Source organism: Crossiella cryophila, from assembly GCF_014204915.1.
GTDB classification, from domain to species: Bacteria; Actinomycetota; Actinomycetes; order Mycobacteriales; family Pseudonocardiaceae; genus Crossiella; species Crossiella cryophila.
Map to the genome: position 1 here is coordinate 9813209 of NZ_JACHMH010000001.1, position 16628 is coordinate 9829836.

The window sequence follows — 16628 nt, forward strand, 5'->3', positions numbered from 1 at the left end:
CGGCTAGGCGCAGCCGTTCGGGTTGTCGATCACGTATCGCCACAACCCGTCCGGCCCGCGCCGGGCCACGTCGGTCGCGGTGCCGCTGATGTGCACCGGACCGTCCGGACCGTCACCGCGGATCTCCCAGTCGACGATCAGCAACGCCAGTTCGCCGACCACGTAGACCTGCCTCGGCCGGACCTCGATCGGCAGGCCGAGGGACATCAGGCGCGCGTTGGCGGCGGCCCGCTGCTCACCGGTCACCGGCTGTCCCGGCCTGGGCGCGAGCAGGCCGCCGGGTTCGTAACATGCCTCCACCGCGGCCGGGTCGCCGGAGTTGAAGGCGGCGGCGAAGACGTGCGGGTGCTGGCCGGGATCCGTGGTCAGCCGCACACTGGTGCTGTGGTCCATGCCGACAGCCAAGATCCCCGCGCCGCGGGTCACCAAACGGAAACCCACGGCTGGGACGCCGAGCTGGTCCCCGACGAGCGCGGCCGCACCGCCAGGCCAGAGCCGGACTGCCCGGTCGAGGTGGCCCTGGCCGCGATCTCCGGGCGCTGGACCACGCTGGTGCTGCGCGAGCTGATGCACGGCGAACGCACCTTCTCCGAACTCCGCGCCGCCCTGCCGACGCTCAGCGCCAAGATCCTCACCGAACGCCTGCACGAGCTGACCGCCCGCGGCCTGGCGCACCGCGAGCAGGTCAACGCCTTCCCGCCGCGGGTCGGCTACCGGCTCACCGCGGCCGGACTGGCGTTGCGGCCACTGCTGATCTGCCTGTACGAGACCGGCGCCGCACTCAGCCGGTCACGCGCAGGAACGCCAGCACCGCCGCGCTGAACTCGGCCGGGGTCTCCAGCGGGGGCAGGTGCCCGCTGCGTGGCAGCTGGATCAGCTGGGCCGAGGGCACCACCCCGGCCATGGCACTGGCCAGCGCGGGCGGGATCAGCGCGTCCTCCCGGCCGGTGAGCACCAGCGTCGGCACGGTCACCGCGGCCAGCGTCGCGGTCGAGTCCGGCCGGGCGGCCATCGCCCGTTGCGCCCAGGCCACGCCCTCGGCGGACTGGCTCGCGATCAGCCTGCGCACCGCCGCGACCACCTTGGGCCGCTCGGAATGGGTGTACTGGCCGAGCAGGCCCTCGATCACCGTGTCCGGCAGCCAGTCCACGCCCTCGGCCTCGATCCGGGCGGCCATCGCCAGCCGGTTCGCCCGCTGCTCCGGGGTGTCCGCGACCGCCTTGGTGTCCACCAGCACCAGCCCGGACACCCGTTCCGGCGCGAGCCGCAGCAGTGCCATGGCCACGTAGCCGCCCATCGAGCAGCCACCCAGCACCACCCGCTCCAGCCCAAGCCCGTCGAGCAGGCCGAGCACATCGCGCGCGATGACCTCCAGTGCCGGGGGTTCCGCGCCGAGCGGGGTGCGGCCGAGTCCACGCTGGTCAGGGGTGATCACCCGGACCTGCTCGGCCAGCGTCTCGCGCACCGGGTCCCACATGCGGGAATCCAGCGGGAACGCGTGCAGCAGCACCAGCGGAACGCCTAATCCAGTGTCGTTGACGGGCACGAGTTCATATCCTGCCTGCTGTGACTCCGCCACGCCTGATCGTGCTGACCGGGATCTCCGCCGCGGGCAAGACCACCGTGGGCAGGCTGCTCGCCGGGTCCTTCGAGCGCGGCGCGTTCGTCGAGGGCGACCAGGTGCGGGAGATGGTCCGCACCGGCCGGGTCGACATGACCCCCGAGCCCGGCGAGCAGGCCCTAGACCAGCTGCACCTGCGCTACCGGCAGGCCGCGGCGCTGGCCGACTCCTTCGTCGAGGCCGGGTTCACCGCGGTGGTCGAGGACGTGATCATCGGCGACGGGCTGCGCGCCTTCCTGGCCGCGGTGCGGTCCCCGCTGGTGCACCTGGTGGTGCTCGCCCCGGCGACCGGCGCGGTGGACGCGCGGGAGAGTGCCAGGGACAAGACCGGCTACGGCGGCGAGTGGACGGTGGAGGTGCTGGACCGCATGTTCCGCGCGGACACCCCGCGGCTGGGCCTGTGGCTGGACAGTTCGGGCCAGACCCCGGCCGAGACGGTGCGCGAGATCCTGGACCGGCTGCCGGAGAGCCTGCTGTCCGATCCGCCCGCGCTGATCCGGACCGAACGGCTGCTGCTGCGCCGGGTCCAGGAAGCGGATCTGCCCGCGGTGGTGCAGATCCAGTGCGATCCGGCCGCCAACGAGTTCAACGCCACGCTGCCCACCCCGGCGCAGGCGGCGGACCTGCTCGCCGGGTGGCTGGGTGAATGGGCCGAACACGGCATCGGCTACTGGGCGATCGTGCGCGCCGACACCGGCGAGACCATCGGCCTCGGCGGGCTGTCCGTGCGGCGGATGGCGGGCGAGGACGGGTTCAACCTGTACTACCGCTTCCGGCCCGGCGCCTGGGGGCAGGGCTACGCCACCGAGATGGCCAGGGCGGCGATGGCCTGGGCGGACCGCGCGGCGCCGGACCGGCCGGTGTTCGTGGTCACCGTGCCGGAGAACACCGCGGCCAGGCGGGTCGCGGCCAAACTCGGCATGGCGCCGATCGGGGTCACCGACGAGTACGTGCACAAGGGCGAGCCGATCATGGCGTTGTTCCGCAGGCCGCGCCCGGCCCCGGACGAACTGCACACCCAACGGCTGTGGCTGCGCCGGGTGCGGCGGGCGGATCTGCCGGTGGTACGGGAGATCCAGGGCGATCCGGCGACCAACCAGTACAAGGTCGCGCCACCCAGTTCGGCGCAGGTGGCCGGGCAGCTGACCGAATGGCTGGAGAGCTGGGCCGAGCACGGCATCGGCTACTGGCTGGTCATCCTGGCCGAGACCGGCGAGGTGGTCGGCATCGGCGGGCTGGAGCCGCACGTGCTGCGCGGGCAGCCGGTGCTCAACCTGTACTACCGGTTCCGGCCCAGCGCCTGGGGCCGCGGCTACGCGCCGGAAATGGCCACCGCGGCCATCGAGTGGGCGGCCACGGCACTGCCGGACCGGCCGGTGCACGTGGCCACCGCGACCGCGAACGACAACGCGATCAGGGTGGCGGCCAAACTCGGCATGGCCAGGGTCGGCCGCACCGACGAGTACGCGATCAAAGGCCTTGCCCTGTACCGGAAACCGCTGCCCGAGCCCGAGGAACTGCACACCGAACGGCTGTGGCTGCACCGGCTCGGCGCCGACGACCTGGCCGGTTTCGCCGAGATCCAGTCCGACCCGGAGACCAACCGCTTCAGCCGCAAACCGGCCACTCCGGAGGCGGTGGCCGAGTTGCTCGGGCGGATCGTCGAGGACTGGGTCCGGGACGGCATCAGCTACTGGGCGGTCCGGCTGGCCGACACCGGTGAGCTGCTCGGCTACGGCGGCCTGCGGCACGCCATCGTGGACGGCAGGCCGTCGCTGAACCTGGCCTACCGCTTCCGCCCGTCGGCCTGGGGCAAGGGCTACGCGCCGGAAATGGCCAGGGCCGCGGTGGACTGGGCGCGGCGGGCCCGGCCGGAGCTGCCGGTCAGCGTGGTCACCCACTTCGACAACACCGCGTCCATCCGGGTCGCCGAGAAGCTCGGCTTCGTGCTGGTCGGCAGCACCGAGTACGGCGGCCAGGGCGTCTCGGCGCTCTACCGCGACCCGGCCGTCAGGACGCCGGAAGGCTGACCCGCCGCGGCAACGGCGTGGCCAGCTCCGGCGCGACCGCCCGGACCACCTCGTCCAGCACCACGTCCGCGTAGCCCACCAGCAGGTGCTTGGCCCCCGGCACGGCCACCACCCGCGCCTGGGTCAGCGGCGCGAACCGGGTCCGGGCCTGCTCGGGCCGCAGGTTGTCGTCGTGCTCGGGCACCAGGCAGGTCACCGGCAATCCCGAGGCCCGCCACCGGTCCAGCTCCGCCGCCGCGCTCCACCGCAACGGCGGCGCGACCAGCACCGCCCCGCGCACCGCCGGGTGCAACCCGTGCCGCAGCGCCAGATCGGTGCCGAAGGACCAGCCCAGCAGCCACACCTCGGGCAGTCCCCTGGCCTGGGTGAACTCCAGCGCCGCGGTCAGATCCCGGCCTTCGCCGTCGCACCGCTCGAAGACGCCCTCGCTGCATCCGGCCTCGCTCGCGGTGCCCCTGGTGTTGAACCGCAGCACGGCGAACCCGGCCAGCGCGGGCAGTCGCCAGGCGGCCTTGCGCAGCAGGTGCGAGTCCATCATGCCGCCGTGCGTTGGCAGCGGGTGCAGGCAGACCAGGGTCGCCCGCGGCGGGCGGTCCACCGGCAGCGCGAGTTCGCCGACCAGGGCCAGGCCGTCGGCGGTACGCAGGGTGAGCGGTTCGCGCATCGCGGGCAGCACGGTGTTCGCCCGGATCTCGACGCCGTCCGCCCCGGTCAAGACCACCGCCGGGTCGGTCCGCGGCGCGACCGCGCGCCCCAGCACCCGTTGTGCCAGTGCCGCCGGTCCGTGGCCGAGCCAAGATCGTCCGCGGGCCAGGCCACCACGTGCGCCACCCCTGGCCGGATCTCGTGGTCGCAGCCGGGACAGCGGTACATCTTCGTGGTCTGCGCGCCGGGAACCGAGCGGACGATCCAGTCGCCGTCGGGACCGGACTCGGTGCGGGCATCACCCAGTCCGCCGCCGAGCGGTCGATGACCGTCGGCGTCATGGGTTCGGTTACGGCGAGGCACGAGAAAACACGGTAACCCGGACGGATCCGCGGGGCGCGGTCAGACCTCGGTGGCGATCCGCGGCCACAGCTCGCCGGGGTGCTCGGCCAGCGGCAGCCACAGGTTGGGCTGCCAGTCCCGGCACCGGTCCCCCGCCTCCGGGTGCCACGGCCAGTGCCCGTGCCGATCCGGCCAGATCACCTGCAGGAACGGCGGGGTCCGCTGCCGGTAGAAGCCGACCGCGGTGCCGAAGAGCCCGTCGTTCCAGCTCGCGTCGGCCGCCCGCAGCAACACCGGCTGGTCGGCCAGCACATCGGTCAGCTCGTCGCCGTCGCACAGCACGCCGCCACCGGGGATCCGGTCGGCGAGTTCGTTGAGCCAGGTCATCATGTCCGGTCCGCGCAGCCCGAACATGGCGATCTCCGGCTGCCGGAAGGAGTGCCACAACCCGTAGCTGAACGCCCAGCCCGGCTCGTCCACGATGCCGACCACACCCCACCGGTGCCTGCGCACGGTGCCGATCTCCCGTCGCCACCGCTGGTCCTGGCGGGCGTCCGGCGGCTCGCAGATCAGGCAGGCGCACTCGGTTGTCCTCGGCACAGCCCGACGGTAACCGCCGATGCCGCACAATGGCGGCATGCCGCGTTATGAGTTCCGCTGCCGCGAGTGCGGCGACACCTTCGAGCTGTCCCGCCCGATGAGCGCCTCCAGCGACCCGGCGACCTGCCCCGGCGGCCACACCGACACGGTGAAGCTGCTGACCACCCTCGGCATGACCGGCCGCGGCGGCAGCGCGCCCGCGCCGGCCGGTGGTGGCGGTGGCGGGGGTTGCTGCGGTGGCGGCTGCTGCGGCTGAGCACCGCCTGACCGCCGGCTGCCCCGAGCACGCGGCCCGGCTGCCCTGACCGGGTGGCACCGCCCACCCGAACCGGCGACCGCGCTACCCAGCAGGCCCCGGACCGGCTAACCAGGAGGGCACGCCCGGCAGCTCGGAGGAAACACATGCTCAGGCCACTGGCCCTCGTTCTCACCTCGGCGATCGTCGGCGCCACCCTGGCCGGACCGGCGGCCACCGCGCACGCCGACGCCGAGGAGTGCGTGTCCTACGCGATGAGCGAGGCCGACGCAGGCATCCTGCTCGCCGACCTGGCCTGCGCCGCGGTCACCTTCCTGGACTGCTACCGGGTCTTCCGCGCCGAGTACGGCCCGCAGCTGTGGGCGATGACCGCCTGCGAGCTGCGCTGACACTGTCCTCCTGACGGTCTCCTCCGGCTGGCCCCTTGCGCCGCGCTCGCCCTGCTCCTAGCGTTGCAAACGCTTACATTTTGACCGCCGCCTCTTCGCAGCAGCCCCTGCGCCGCCACGCGGGTCAGTGGAACCGCACCGAGGAGGACCCCGCTCATGAACCGATCCTGGCGATCCCGCCTGCTCGTCCTGGGCACCGCGGGCGCCACCGTGCTGGCCATGGCGACCCCCGCCCTGGCCGCGCCGGAGGCCACCTTCAACATCAGGGACTACGGCGCCAAGGGGGATGGCAAGGCCATCGACTCGCCCGCCATCGACAAGGCGATCACCGCGGCCAGTGCCGCCGGTGGCGGTGTGGTCGAGGTGCCCTCGGGCACCTACCTGTCCCGGTCCATCCACCTCAAGAGCAACATCACCATCAACCTGGCCGCCGGGTCGAAGATCATCGCGGCCGGCAGTGGCATGGACAAGCCGGAGCCCAACGAGTTCGACGACTACCAGGACTTCGGGCACAGCCACTTCCGCAACGCCCTGCTCTGGGGCGAGAACGTCTCCAACATCCACTTCACCGGGACCGGCACCATCGACGGTGACAACAAGCTGGACACCAGCAACAACCCGGGTTCCGGCATCGCGGACAAGGCGATCTCGCTGAAGTTCTGCAAGAACGTGACGCTGACCGGCATCACCATGCGCCAGGGCGGGCACTTCGCGGTGCTGGCCAACGGGTGCGACGGGATGAAGTTCAGCAACGTCAAGATCCTCACCTCCGAGGACCGGGACGGGATCAACATCATCAACAGCTCGAACGTGGAGGTCGCCGACTCCATCGTGGAGGCCAGTGACGACGCGGTGGTCTTCAAGAGCGACTACGCCCTCGGCAAGACCTTCGTCAGCCAGAACAACGTGGTGCGCGATTCCACCATCAAGTCCACCGAGAACAACGCGCTCCAGTTCGGCTCGGAGACCTGCGGGAACTTCCGCAACATCCGGTTCAGCAACCTCAAGGTCACCGGCGCGGGCAAGGCCGGGCTGGGCATCGTGTCCATGGACGGCTCGGTGATCGAGGACATCCACTACAACAACATCACCCTGACCCGCACCACCACGCCGATCTTCCTGCACGTCGGCAAGCGCTCGCGCTGCCCAGGCAAGCCGCCTGCCGGCAAGATCCGCGACATCCACTTCACCGACATCACCGGCACCAGCCTGACCTCGCCGACCACCGTGCCGGGCGGCCCCGAGCACACCAGCACGATCAGCGGCCGCACCGACTCGATGATCGAGGACGTCACCTTCACCAACGTCAAGCTCAACGTGCCAGGCAACCACCCGGCCTCCGACGCCAACCGGGTGCCGCCGGAGAACAGCACCGAGTACCCGCCGCGGATCTTCGGCGTGCGGCCCTCCTTCGGCTTCTGGATCCGGCACGCCAAGGACATCAAGTTCGTCGGCAGCACCTTCGAGTTCGAGAAGAACGACGGGCGGCCCGCGTTCCTGACCAACGACACCACCGGCGTCACCATCAACGGCGTCAAGGTCGAACGCAGCACCGGGCCCTACGACGTGACCTTCCAGAAGAGCAGCGGCCAGTCGGTGACCGGCAGCTCCACCACCACGGGCGCGGAACTGCGCACCCGCACGCAGAACTGACCTCAGTCGGTGTCGCTCGCGGCCAGGACGGCCACCGTGCCGTCCGGCCGCGCAGCCAGCACGCCGAGGTCCCAGGCCACCTGGTAGAACCACGGCCCGGTCACGTCGAACTCCAGCCATTCACAACGCGCCTCGCCCGGCCGGTCCACCCCGGCCAGGCCGGCGATGGCCCGGCGGGCGTGCAGCCGGGCGTAGGCGCGGCTGGTGTCGGAGCTGTAGGCGCCGTCGAAGCGCATCCGGCTGAAGAGGACCCAGTACGCCTCGGTCAGCGTCATCCGGCTGACCCGCACCTGCTCGGCCCCGGCCAGGCAGTCCAGCGGCAGGCTGGTCAGCAGGTCCGGCTGCCAGGGCGCGCTGAGCCGGAACAGGCCGCTCTCCACGTGGCCGCCCGCCGGGCCGACCCAGTGCTGGAAGCCCGCCTCGACCTCGGCCGCGTCCCAGGGCAGGCGCTCGACCTCGGTGCTCGGCTCGGTCCCGCCCTGGTCCGGCCACAGCGGCAGGGCACGATAGAGGTCGCCGCTCTCCTCGCCCAGCTCGAACTCGGCCAGCTTCAGCGGCAGTTCGCCCAGCGGGTGCGCGCCGTGCAACTGCTCGGCGTAGGCCACCGCCTCCGGCACCCCGGTCAGGTCGCCGTGCCGCAGCACCGTCTCGTGCAGCAGGCAGGCCAGCACCTCATCCGTCGGCCCGGCGTCGGCGAAGAAGGCGTCCAGGTTCTCCAGCGGCTGCCCCTCGGCGAGCAGCGCCGCGGCCCTGCGCTTCTGGCCGAGCGGCACCCGGTCGTCCCCGGCCAGCTGGAGCGCGGCCACCACGCTGAACGCGCCGGGACGGGCGGCCAGTGCGGCGATGACACCCCACAGCACCTGCTCCGCCGCCCGGCCCTGCGCCGCCAGCAGCGCCTCGCCCAGGTGCAGCAGCTCGTCGATCCGGCCCGCATCGGCCCAGCCCCGCACGAGGTCCAGTTCCTCGTCGCAGCGCTTGGCGGTGCGCAGCCTGCTGATCAGCTCGTCGATCGTGGCCTCCACGATCCCTCAGGCTACCCAGCCCGCTCAGCCGGTGTAGTCGCGGAAGCCCTTGCCGGTCTTGCGACCCAGCCGACCTGCGGTGACCAGGTGTTCCAGCAGCGGAGCCGGCGCGAACCCGGCCTCGCGGAACTCCAGGTACAGCTCGCGCTGGATGGCCAGGGCCACGTCCAGGCCGACCACGTCCAGCAACGCGAACGGGCCCATCGGCAGGCCACAGCCGACCTTCATCGCGTTGTCGATGTCATCGGCGGAGGCGTAGTGCGCCTCCAGCATCTTCACCGCGTCGTTGAGGTAGGGGAACAACAGCGCGTTGACGATGAACCCGGCGCGGTCGCCGCAGGTCACCGGGTGCTTGCCGAGCTTGCGGCAGACCGCCTGGGCGGTCAGCACCACCTCGGGCGCGGTGGAGATGGTGTGCACCACCTCGACCAGCTTCATCACCGGCGCGGGGTTGAAGAAGTGCAGGCCGACCACGTCGCCGGGGCGGCTGGTCACCGCGGCCAGCTCGATCACCGGCAGCGAGGAGGTGGTGGTGGCCAGCACCGCACCCGGCTTGCAGACCTCGTCCAGGGTGGCGAAGACGGCCTTCTTGACCGACAGCTCCTCGGCGACCGCCTCGACCACCAGGTCGGCGTCGGCCAGATCACCCAGGTCGGTGGTCACCTGGACCCGCGCCAGCGCGGCGTCCCGGTCCTCCTCCGACAGCTTGCCGCGCAGCACGCCCTTGTCCAGCGAGCGGCGCAGCGCCTCCAGCGCGGTCTTGCCCTTGCCCTCGCTGCGGGCCCGCACGATCACGTCGTGGCCGGACTTGGCGAAGACCTCCACGATGCCGGTGGCCATGGTCCCGGTGCCGACCACGCCGACCCGCTGCACCTCGCGGACCTGCTCGGTCGAGGCGCCCTCGGCGCTGACCGCGTCCACCACGGTGGGCGAGTCCGGGGCGTCGTAGGTGTAGAAACCACGTCCGGTCTTCCGGCCCAGCAGGCCCGCGGTGATCATCTGCTTGAGCAGCGGCGCGGGAGCGTGCAGCCGGTTGCGGGACTGGTGGTACATGGTGTCGAGGATCTCGTAGGCGGTGTCCAGCCCGATCAGGTCGAGCAGCGCCAGCGGGCCCATCGGGTAGCCGCAGCCCAGCTTCATGGCCGCGTCCAGGTCCTCACGGGTGGCGTAGCGGCCCTCGAACATGCGCACGGCGTGGTTGAGGTAGCCGAACAGCAGCGCGTTGGCGATGAAGCCCGCGCGGTCGCCGATGACCACCGGCACCTTGCCCAGCCGCTCGGCCAGCGCGGTGACGTCCTCGACCACCCCTGGCTCGGTGACCACGGTGCGGATCACCTCGACCAGCTTGAGCACCGGCGCCGGGTTGAAGAAGTGCATCCCGACGACCTTGCCCGGCCGGGAGGTGTGCACGGACAGCTCGGTGACCGACAGCGAGGAGGTGTTGGAGGCCAGGATCGTCTCCGGCGGGCAGATCCGGTCCAGTTCGCCGAAGACCTGGGCCTTCAGCTCCATCCGCTCCGGCACCGCCTCGATCACCAGGTCGGCAGCTGCCAGCGCCTGCATCGAGGTGGTGAACTCGATCTGGGCGAACAGCGCGTCCTTGCCAGCCTCGTCCAGCTTGCCGCGGCGCAGCGCGCGGTCGGTGGAGTGCTCCACGTGGCCACGCCCGCGGGCCAGCGCGTCCTCGGTCACCTCGACCGCGATGACCTTCAGCCCGGTGCGCGCGAACACCTCCGCGATACCGGCGCCCATGGTGCCAAGACCGACGACTCCGACGGTGGTGAACTCACGCGTCACGACTCTGCCTCCCACGACATCGGGGGACCCGCTGACGGGTGCTACGGGCCAGTAACTTGTGGTGATAGTGCCACGCTGCGTGTTGTTTTCCCCGGTGAGGTTCGCCACGGGGGCAAGCCTAGAGAGCGGGTAGGCGCGGCCAGACCGCGGTGGCCACCTCACGCGCGAGCGGGCAGTTCTCCTCCGCGGGCAGCGCGCTGTAGATCGACACCCTGGCGTTCTCCCGGTAGCCCTGACCGAAGGCGATATGCCTGGTGTCCACCCGGCAGGAGGGCAGCAGGCCGCCACCCGCGGGCTGGGCGCGGACCAGTGACTCGCGGCCGCCGATCCGCTCGATCGCCGCCGGCGCGGCCGGATCGGGGTCGACCACGCTGAAGCTGACCAGCAGCGAGGGCGAGTCGCCGCGCCTGCCACCCCACTGGCAGACGTGCCGGTTGCCGTCGCCGTGCGGCATCGGGGTGTCGATGCCGGGCACCCTGGCGGCCAGCGCGGCCGGCACCAGCGGACAGGGGTCCAGCGCGGCCAGTGAGTTGCGCGGGTAGGCGCGGCTGCGGGTGCCGCCGGTGCGCAGCACGGTGCGCACCGATTCGGCCGCGGCCTCGGCCACCGCGCACAGCTGGGCGTCCTCGCCGCTGACGTCCACCGTGACGTAGCGCAGGTCGGGCAGCACCACCACCGACCCGCAGGAGTCGGCGACCGCCTTGGCCCGGCCGACCCGCACCCCGTCCCGCTCGACCAGCTCGAAGCCGAGCTGCTCGGCCCCGTGCGCCTCGGCCAGCCTGCCGCCGGAACCCAGCGTCACGGTCAGCTCGGCCACCCCGTTGCGCAGGGCCAGGCGACAGTCGTCGAAGTTCAGCTCAGGACCGGCGGACTGGCCGCCGAAGCGGCTCAGCGCGTCCGGGGCGAGCAGGCTGCACGGGTCCAGCCTCGGCCAGTCGGGCGCGGGGGCGGCCGCGCCCGGACCGGCCTGCGGCGTGCCACAGCCGACCAGCACGGTCACCAGGACCACGCAGGCCAGAACCGCTCTGGCAGCCATGATCCGCAGCGTAGGCGCGGATGCGCGGGCTCACTCGTCGAAACCGCGTTCGGCGAGCGCTGCCACCCGAGTGAGTGCCTCCTGAGCGTCCGGACCGACCGCGCGCAGCGTGATGGTGTCCCCGCCGCGGGCGCCAAGGCCCATCAGCGCGAGCACGCTGGCCGCGCTGACCTCCTGGTCGCCGAAGCGCACCGATGCCTCCACGTCCAGCTCGGCCACGGCGCGGGCCAGCAGCGCGGCCGGCCGGGCGTGCAGGCCGATCTCGTTGCGCAGTTCGATGTCCAGCTCGACCAGCCCGCTGGAGCTGGGCTGCCCGTGGTCGTGGCCATGCCCGTGGTCGTGGCCGTTCGCGCCGAGGAACAGCTCGTCCACGGTCTCGCCGATGGCGAAGGCGGTCGCGGTCGCCGCGGCGTCGGCCACCTCGTCCAGCGTGGACCCGCCCTGGGCGGAGACCGCGGCGGCCACCGCCCCCTCGGCCAGCGGGGCGTCCACCACCACCGCGCGGCCAGGGTCGCCCAGCACCTCCACGGCCAGTTCGGCGATCATCTGCGCGCTGCCGAGGTCGTAGAGCAGCACCACGCCCTCGCCGTCGTCCGCGCGTTCCAGCGCGGCCGAGACGGTGTCCAGGTCGGTGCCGAGGCCGCCGTTCTCCGGCAGGCCGCCGGCGGCCAGGATGCGCACCTCCGGCGCCATCTGCTGGGCCAGTTCCACCACGCCCTCGGCCAGCTTCGCGCTGTGCGAGACGATCACCAGTCCCACCCGGCGGTTCATCGCGCGCCGCCTGCGTGCGTGGCCAGCGCGGTCAGCAGCAGGGAGGTCGAGCGCGCACCCGGGTCGAGATGCCCCGCGCTGCGCTCGCCAAGGTAGGAGGCGCGGCCCTTGCGGGCGACGAGGGGCACCGTCGCCGCCGCGCCGTCCGCCGCCGCGCCTGCGGCCGCCGACAAGGTCGCCACGACATCCGCACCCTGGGCCGCGGCGGCCTCGGCGGCTTGCACGGCCGGGGTCAGCGCGTCCACCATCGTCTTGTCGCCAGGTTCGGCCTTGCCCCTGGCCAGCACTCCGTCCAGCGCGGCGCGCAGGGCCGTGGCCACGGCAGGGGCATCCAGTTCGGCGCGCCCGTCCAGCGCGGCGCCCGCGCGCAGGAACGCGGTGCCGTACAACGGGCCCGCCGCCCCACCCACCGTGGAGATCAACGTCTTCGCCACCGCCTTGAGCACCGAGGCAGGCCCCGACCATCCTCCTCCGTCCATTGTGGACACCACAGCGGTGAAGCCCCTGCGCAGGTTCTCCCCGTGGTCGGCGTCGCCGATGAGCCGGTCCAGCTCGACCAGCTCGTCCCGGTGATCGATCACCACCTCCGCCGCGGCTCGCAACGCGGCGACCAGGTCTTCCGTGGAACAGCCCATCACATCCCCCAGCGCAGCGCCGCGGTCCGCACCGGCGCGTCCCAAAGATCAACCAGTTCGTCATCCAGCTTGAGCAAGGTCAGGCTCATCCCCTGCATCTCCAGACTGGTCACATAGGACCCCACCAGGTGGCGCCGCACGGTGATCCCGCGTGCGGCCAACAGTTCCGCCGCGATGCCGTGCGCCAGGTACAGCTCGATCTGCGGGGTGCCGCCCATGCCGTTGGTCAGCAGCAGCACCTCATCGCCCGCTGTGTAAGGCAGGTCCTCGGTCACCGCGTCCACCAGCCTGCGCACCAGCGCGTCGGCGGGTTCCATCGGCAACCTGGCCCGGCCGGGCTCGCCGTGGATGCCGATGCCCAGCTCCAGCTCGTCCTCGGCCAGGGTGAACCCGGGCTGCCCGGCGTGCGGCACGGTGCCAGCGGCCAGCGCGACGCCCAGGGTGCGGGTGCCCCCGACCACCTTGCGCGCCAACGCCTCGCAGGCATCCAGGTCGTCCCCGCGCTGCGCGGCCGCGCCGACGATCTTCTCCACCAGCACGGTGCCCGCCACACCCCGCCGGCCCGCGGTGTAGAGCGAGTCCTTGACCGCCACGTCGTCGTCCACCACCACGGTGCGAACCTCGGTGCCTTCGATCGCGGCGAACTCGGCCGCGGTCTCGAAGTTGAGCACATCGCCGGTGTAGTTCTTCACGATCAGCAGCACCCCGGCGCCGCCGTGCACCGCCTCGATCGCGGCCTGCACCCCGTCCGGGGTGGGCGAGGTGAACACCGGACCGGGCACCGCGGCGTCGAGCATGCCGGGCCCGACGAAGCCGCCGTGCAGCGGTTCGTGGCCGGAGCCACCACCGGAGACCAGGGCGACCTTGCCCTGGACCGGGGCGTCGTCGCGGTGGATGACGGCCGGGTCCTGGCGCACGGTCAGCAGGTCGGCATGGGCCAGCGCCATCCCGCGCAGCGCCTCGGACACCACGTCAGCCGGATCATTGATGATCTTCTTCACGTCGGTCTCCTCGCCGTTGGGGGACTGATCGTCTTTACTACACCGCCTTCGCCTCAGTGCCAAAGGGCACATCCACGATGTGCCTGACGAGCACTTTCCCGCAGTTATGGTGAGCCTAACCTCAGGAAGGCAGGAGAAACCGGTGACAAACGGGACCAGACGGCTCGCGGCGGCCACGATGGGCGGGCTGCTCGTCCTGCTCGCCGGCTGTGGCGGGGCCAAGCCCACCGACGTGCCAGCGGTGGCCGTCGGCGGCGCCGACTTCGGCAAGGCAGGCGAGCAGTCGGCCCAGTTCGGCACCACCGCCGCGCCAGGGGTGTTCCCCCGGGTGATCAAGCACGGGATGGGCGAGACCACCCTGCCCAAGCGCCCGGAGCGGGTGATCGTGCTGGACACCGGCGAGCTGGACAACGTGGTGTCCCTTGGCCTCAAGCCGGTCGGCGTGGCCTTCACCGAGGGCAGCCCCGAGATGCCTGCCTACCTGGCAGGCAAGGCCGGTACGCCGGAGAACGTGGGCAGCACCAACTCGCTGAAGCTGGAAGCGATCAAGAAGCTGGCGCCGGACCTGATCCTGGGCTCCAAGCTGCGCGCCGAGGCCCAGTACAAGGTCCTCTCCGCCATCGCGCCCACCGTGTTCAGCCTCCGTCCCGGGTACACCTGGAAGGAGAACTTCCGGCTCAACGCCGCCGCGCTGGACCGCTCGGCCGACGCGGACAAGATGATCAAGGACTTCGAGACGCACGCCATCGCCACCGGGAACAAGGTCGAGGCCAAGCAGGGCAAGCGCCCCACGGTCTCGATGGTCCGGTTCATGCCCGGCAAGATCCGGCTGTACGCGGACAAGTCACTGATCGGCACCGTGCTCAAGGACGCCAAGCTCCCCCGCCCCGAACCGCAGAAGGTCGACGACCTCGCGGTGGAGGTCAGCGCGGAGAACCTGGCCAAGGCCGACGGCGACGTGATCTTCATCGGCACCTACGGCGACCCGGCCAAGACCGCCCAGAAGGACGTCCAGGGCTCCCCGCTCTGGCAGCAGCTCAGCGCGGTCAAGGCAGGAAAGTCCCACCCCGTCAACGACGAGACCTGGTACCTGGGCCTCGGCGTGCTCTCCGCGGAGTCCATCCTCGGCGACCTGGAACGCCTGCTCGGCTGAGCGCCCGGTCCGACTGGGCACCGCGGTAAGCGAAGGGGGCGCGCCATCGGCCGCCCCCTTCACGCTCTCCGGCGCGCCGTTCCGGCCGCGCCGCGATCCTCAGCTCAGCGCCGGTGCACCAGTCGCAGGATCCGCAGCAGCCGCCGCACGGTCCGCGAGCCGCGCGCGAAGGACATCGGCTGCAACGGCGCCTTGAACTTCTGCCGGGTCACCGCCTGCGTCCTGGCGAACTCGCGCAACCCGTCCGCGCCGTGGATCCGCCCGAATCCGGAGTCGCCGATCCCGCCGAAGGGCAGCGCGGGCACCGCGGCGAAGGAGACCACCGAGTTGACCGCGACCATGCCCGCCCGCAGTTCGCGCGCCAGTTCCATGCCGCGGGCCCTGGAGAAGATCGCGCCGCCGAGTCCGTAGCGCACCCCGTTGGCCAGCCGGATCGCCTCGTCCACATCGGCCACCCGGTTGATGGTCAGGGTCGGCCCGAAGGTCTCCTCGGTGATCGCCAGCGAGTCCTCCGGCACGTCCACCAGGACCACCGGTTCGACGTAGGGCTCCCGCACCGATTCCTTGCCACCGACCACGGCCATCGCGCCCTTGCTCAGCGCGTCCTCGATATGCGACTGGATGATCGACACCTGGCTCGGCATGGTGATCGGCCCCAGGTCCGCGGTCGGCTCGGCGCCCGGCTTGAGCCTGCCGGCGATCCGGGTGACCCGCTCGATGAACTCCTGCGCCACCGAATCGACCACATAGACCCGCTCCACGCCGACACAGGTCTGCCCGGCGTTGGCCATCCCGCCCCACACCGCGGCCTGGGCCGCGGCCTCCAGGTCGGCGTCGGCGTCCACGATCAGCGCGTCCTTGCCACCGCACTCCACCAGCACCGGCGTCAGCGTCTCCGCGCAGGCGGCCATCACCCGCTTGCCGGTGGCGGTGGACCCGGTGAAGGCGAGCTTGTCCACCCCGGACTTGCACAGCGCGGCACCGGTGGCGCCGAACCCGGTGACCAAGGAGAACACCGGCCACTCCGGCACCACCTCGGCGAAGGTGCTCACCAGCCAGGCGCCGACCCCGGGGGTCAGCTCACTCGGCTTGAACACCACCGCGTTGCCGGCCGCGAGCGCGTAGGAGATGGACCCCATCGGCGTGTGCGCCGGGTAGTTCCACGGCCCGATCACCCCGACCACGCCCAGCGGCAGGTACTCCACCGTGGAAGCCTGGTTGGACATCAGCACGCCGGAGGAGACCTTGCGGCGCTTGAGCACCTTCTCCGCGTTCTTGGCCGCCCACTGCAGGTGGTCGACCACGAGCACCAGTTCCAGCCGCGCGTCGTCCAGCGGTTTGCCGGTCTCGGCGCACATCACCCCGGCCAGCTCGTCCAGCCGCTTCAGCAGCAGCTGCCGCCAGGCGTCCAGCCGCCGCTTGCGCTCGGCGAACCCCAGCCCGCCCCACCACAGCTGCGCTTCCCGCGCCCGCTCCACCGCGGCGCGCACCTGCAAGGCGGAGTGCACCGGGTACTCGCCGACCACCTCGGAGGTCCGAGGGTCCAGCGAGGTGAAGGACTCGGCCTGTTCGCGTACCGCCCCGGTCATCGGCGCCTCCGACAGCTCAACCAGCTCAACGTCGCACGGACCTTGTTACCGCACAGTAGTCGTCCGTGCGGGTTGCTGTCAGCCCGCC

Annotated in this window: 18 protein-coding genes; 6 read left to right on the top strand and 12 right to left on the bottom strand. The window is 71.8% G+C overall.

Going from position 1 to position 16628, the window contains the following annotated elements:
- Window positions 1-3: 3 nt before the first annotated feature.
- Window positions 4-393, bottom strand: a complete 390-nt coding sequence (locus tag HNR67_RS42175; protein WP_185009451.1) for a YybH family protein — start codon at window positions 391-393, stop codon at window positions 4-6.
- On the opposite strand from HNR67_RS42175, the gene HNR67_RS42180 reads away from it, so the two are divergent.
- The gene (locus HNR67_RS42180) at window positions 385-822 is read left to right on the top strand and encodes a winged helix-turn-helix transcriptional regulator (RefSeq protein ID WP_185009453.1); all 438 of its coding nucleotides are present in this window, start codon (window positions 385-387) and stop codon (window positions 820-822) included. The genes HNR67_RS42175 and HNR67_RS42180 overlap by 9 nt on opposite strands.
- On the opposite strand, the gene HNR67_RS42185 is transcribed toward HNR67_RS42180, so the two are convergent.
- Entirely contained in the window at window positions 782-1546 is a 765-nt protein-coding gene (locus HNR67_RS42185; protein ID WP_185009455.1) for an alpha/beta fold hydrolase, read from the bottom strand. The genes HNR67_RS42180 and HNR67_RS42185 overlap by 41 nt on opposite strands.
- 20 nt (window positions 1547-1566) lie before the next feature.
- Between HNR67_RS42185 and HNR67_RS45470 the strand changes: the two genes are divergently transcribed.
- Window positions 1567-3651 carry a GNAT family N-acetyltransferase gene (locus HNR67_RS45470; protein WP_312989359.1) on the top strand — a complete coding sequence of 695 codons (2085 nt, stop codon included), beginning with the start codon at window positions 1567-1569 and terminating at the stop codon, window positions 3649-3651.
- Here the strand turns inward: HNR67_RS45470 and HNR67_RS42200 are convergent.
- The 3 genes from HNR67_RS42200 to HNR67_RS42210 are packed head-to-tail and all read right to left on the bottom strand — an operon-like array spanning window position 3632 to window position 5238.
- Window positions 3632-4372, bottom strand: coding sequence for an alpha/beta hydrolase (locus HNR67_RS42200; RefSeq protein ID WP_312989361.1), 741 nt, complete (start codon window positions 4370-4372; stop codon window positions 3632-3634). The genes HNR67_RS45470 and HNR67_RS42200 overlap by 20 nt on opposite strands.
- Window positions 4363-4659 carry a hypothetical protein gene (locus HNR67_RS42205; RefSeq protein WP_185009457.1) on the bottom strand — a complete coding sequence of 99 codons (297 nt, stop codon included), beginning with the start codon at window positions 4657-4659 and terminating at the stop codon, window positions 4363-4365. Before HNR67_RS42205 ends, HNR67_RS42200 begins: the two co-directional genes overlap by 10 nt.
- A 39-nt stretch (window positions 4660-4698) precedes the next feature.
- Window positions 4699-5238, bottom strand: coding sequence for a DUF4262 domain-containing protein (locus HNR67_RS42210; protein WP_185009459.1), 540 nt, complete (start codon window positions 5236-5238; stop codon window positions 4699-4701).
- A 37-nt stretch (window positions 5239-5275) separates the two neighbouring features.
- Between HNR67_RS42210 and HNR67_RS42215 the strand changes: the two genes are divergently transcribed.
- From HNR67_RS42215 to HNR67_RS42225, 3 genes are all read left to right on the top strand, one after another.
- On the top strand, window positions 5276-5494 hold the full coding sequence (locus HNR67_RS42215; RefSeq protein WP_185009461.1) for an FmdB family zinc ribbon protein: 219 nt from the start codon (window positions 5276-5278) through the stop codon (window positions 5492-5494).
- Window positions 5495-5640: 146 nt separating this feature from the next.
- Complete coding sequence (locus tag HNR67_RS42220; RefSeq protein WP_185009463.1) at window positions 5641-5883, top strand: hypothetical protein; 243 nt, start codon at window positions 5641-5643, stop codon at window positions 5881-5883.
- Window positions 5884-6039: 156 nt separating this feature from the next.
- Window positions 6040-7536: a glycoside hydrolase family 28 protein gene (locus HNR67_RS42225; RefSeq protein ID WP_185009465.1), complete on the top strand. Its 1497-nt coding sequence runs from the start codon at window positions 6040-6042 to the stop codon at window positions 7534-7536.
- A 2-nt stretch (window positions 7537-7538) separates the two neighbouring features.
- Here HNR67_RS42225 and HNR67_RS42230 read toward each other — a convergent pair whose 3' ends face one another.
- The 6 genes from HNR67_RS42230 to dhaK all read right to left on the bottom strand — a co-directional run bounded on the left by HNR67_RS42230 (window position 7539) and on the right by dhaK (window position 13798).
- On the bottom strand, window positions 7539-8558 hold the full coding sequence (locus HNR67_RS42230; RefSeq protein WP_185009467.1) for a DUF6183 family protein: 1020 nt from the start codon (window positions 8556-8558) through the stop codon (window positions 7539-7541).
- A gap of 24 nt (window positions 8559-8582) precedes the next feature.
- On the bottom strand, window positions 8583-10355 hold the full coding sequence (locus tag HNR67_RS42235) for a 3-hydroxyacyl-CoA dehydrogenase family protein (RefSeq protein WP_185009470.1): 1773 nt from the start codon (window positions 10353-10355) through the stop codon (window positions 8583-8585).
- 118 nt (window positions 10356-10473) lie between these two features.
- Window positions 10474-11391: a DUF3558 domain-containing protein gene (locus HNR67_RS42240; protein WP_185009472.1), complete on the bottom strand. Its 918-nt coding sequence runs from the start codon at window positions 11389-11391 to the stop codon at window positions 10474-10476.
- A 30-nt stretch (window positions 11392-11421) separates the two neighbouring features.
- Window positions 11422-12162 carry a dihydroxyacetone kinase phosphoryl donor subunit DhaM gene (gene dhaM, locus HNR67_RS42245; protein WP_185009474.1) on the bottom strand — a complete coding sequence of 247 codons (741 nt, stop codon included), beginning with the start codon at window positions 12160-12162 and terminating at the stop codon, window positions 11422-11424.
- Window positions 12159-12797 carry a dihydroxyacetone kinase subunit DhaL gene (gene dhaL / locus HNR67_RS42250; RefSeq protein WP_185009476.1) on the bottom strand — a complete coding sequence of 213 codons (639 nt, stop codon included), beginning with the start codon at window positions 12795-12797 and terminating at the stop codon, window positions 12159-12161. Before dhaL ends, dhaM begins: the two co-directional genes overlap by 4 nt.
- Entirely contained in the window at window positions 12797-13798 is a 1002-nt protein-coding gene (gene dhaK / locus HNR67_RS42255) for a dihydroxyacetone kinase subunit DhaK (protein WP_185009478.1), read from the bottom strand. The genes dhaL and dhaK overlap by 1 nt, the downstream gene beginning before the upstream one ends.
- 142 nt (window positions 13799-13940) lie before the next feature.
- Between dhaK and HNR67_RS42260 the strand changes: the two genes are divergently transcribed.
- Window positions 13941-14951, top strand: a complete 1011-nt coding sequence (locus HNR67_RS42260) for an ABC transporter substrate-binding protein (protein WP_221490237.1) — start codon at window positions 13941-13943, stop codon at window positions 14949-14951.
- Window positions 14952-15055: 104 nt separating this feature from the next.
- On the opposite strand, the gene HNR67_RS42265 is transcribed toward HNR67_RS42260, so the two are convergent.
- On the bottom strand, window positions 15056-16540 hold the full coding sequence (locus tag HNR67_RS42265) for an aldehyde dehydrogenase family protein (RefSeq protein WP_185009480.1): 1485 nt from the start codon (window positions 16538-16540) through the stop codon (window positions 15056-15058).
- Window positions 16541-16628 lie beyond the last annotated feature (88 nt).

Excerpts from the sequence above, each read along its gene's own strand:
- HNR67_RS42175 (WP_185009451.1), bottom strand. The coding sequence starts at position 393 with ATGGACCACAGCACCAGTGTGCGGCTGACCACGGATCCCGGCCAGCAC.
- dhaM (WP_185009474.1), bottom strand. The coding sequence starts at position 12,162 with ATGAACCGCCGGGTGGGACTGGTGATCGTCTCGCACAGCGCGAAGCTG.
- dhaL (WP_185009476.1), bottom strand. The coding sequence starts at position 12,797 with ATGGGCTGTTCCACGGAAGACCTGGTCGCCGCGTTGCGAGCCGCGGCG.
- HNR67_RS42215 (WP_185009461.1), top strand. The coding sequence starts at position 5,276 with ATGCCGCGTTATGAGTTCCGCTGCCGCGAGTGCGGCGACACCTTCGAG.
- HNR67_RS42220 (WP_185009463.1), top strand. The coding sequence starts at position 5,641 with ATGCTCAGGCCACTGGCCCTCGTTCTCACCTCGGCGATCGTCGGCGCC.
- HNR67_RS42225 (WP_185009465.1), top strand. The coding sequence starts at position 6,040 with ATGAACCGATCCTGGCGATCCCGCCTGCTCGTCCTGGGCACCGCGGGC.
- HNR67_RS42240 (WP_185009472.1), bottom strand. The coding sequence starts at position 11,391 with ATGGCTGCCAGAGCGGTTCTGGCCTGCGTGGTCCTGGTGACCGTGCTG.
- HNR67_RS42265 (WP_185009480.1), bottom strand. The coding sequence starts at position 16,540 with ATGACCGGGGCGGTACGCGAACAGGCCGAGTCCTTCACCTCGCTGGAC.